The following is an 868-nucleotide window of genomic DNA, read 5'->3' on the forward strand; positions in this document are numbered from 1 at the left end:
GCTTGAACGTCAGGAATGCCAAACGTTATGCGAAACTTCCGAAAGTGTGAAGAACATATTAAAGATTCTCATAAATGCATGAAATCAATTACTTTCGAAGTACCATTAACAATATATTTTTACACAAGGAGTGGTAATTATGATAATAGGTTTATATGAAGCACATTTACCTGTTAAAAACCTGAGGATCTCAATAGATTTCTATAATAAATTAGGATTGAAATTAGCATGGAGTGATGAAGAAACGGCTTTTTTTTGGATTGAAGAAGGCAGAAGTTGGTTGGGGTTGTGGGAAGGAGAGGAATATAAAACACCGTACCATCCTTCCTTAAGACACATAGCTTTTAGAGTATCTTTTGAAGATCTTAAAAAGAGCCTAGAATGGTTATCTTCAATTAATATAAAGCCTGTTCCTTTTGGAACTAGGAAAAGTATAGAACCCTTTATTCGCCCATATCAAGAAAATGCGTCGGTATATTTTAATGATCCAGACGGAAATAGCTTAGAATTAATGTGTTTTGTTAATGCACCTGAAGAACTGAAAGGTGTGACCGAAAAATTATCATTAGAAGAGTGGGGAAATTAATAGGTTAAGAACTAGTCATAATTAAAGTTGAGTATTATGAACGGTAATAAGATATGAAAAAAACTTTTTAAAGCACAAATTTAAGAACGTATAAAGCTATTGTAAGCATATCAAGAAGTCGGAAGGATCGCATAACACCGCATTCCTACTGCGGGCATTCGCCCTTGATCGCCAAGAAGGATTTTCAGGGAGATTATTCAGGCGATACATTCAACCAGCTAATTCTGACGACCCGGACCTACGGTCCTTAAGCTGCTTGAACGTCAGGAATGCCAAACGTTA

Annotated in this window: 1 protein-coding gene; it reads left to right on the forward strand. The window is 35.8% G+C overall.

The features are described 5' to 3' along the window. Positions 1-139: 139 nt before the first annotated feature. On the forward strand, positions 140-586 hold the full coding sequence (locus tag AC1TO8_RS23840; protein WP_482058066.1) for a VOC family protein: 447 nt from the start codon (positions 140-142) through the stop codon (positions 584-586). The last annotated feature ends 282 nt before the right edge of the window (positions 587-868 follow it).

The sequence above is a fragment of the Paenibacillus sp. Y859 genome, assembly GCF_056786405.1.

Coding starts and splice junctions, on each gene's coding strand:
- AC1TO8_RS23840 (WP_482058066.1), top strand. CDS start 140: ATGATAATAGGTTTATATGAAGCACATTTACCTGTTAAAAACCTGAGG.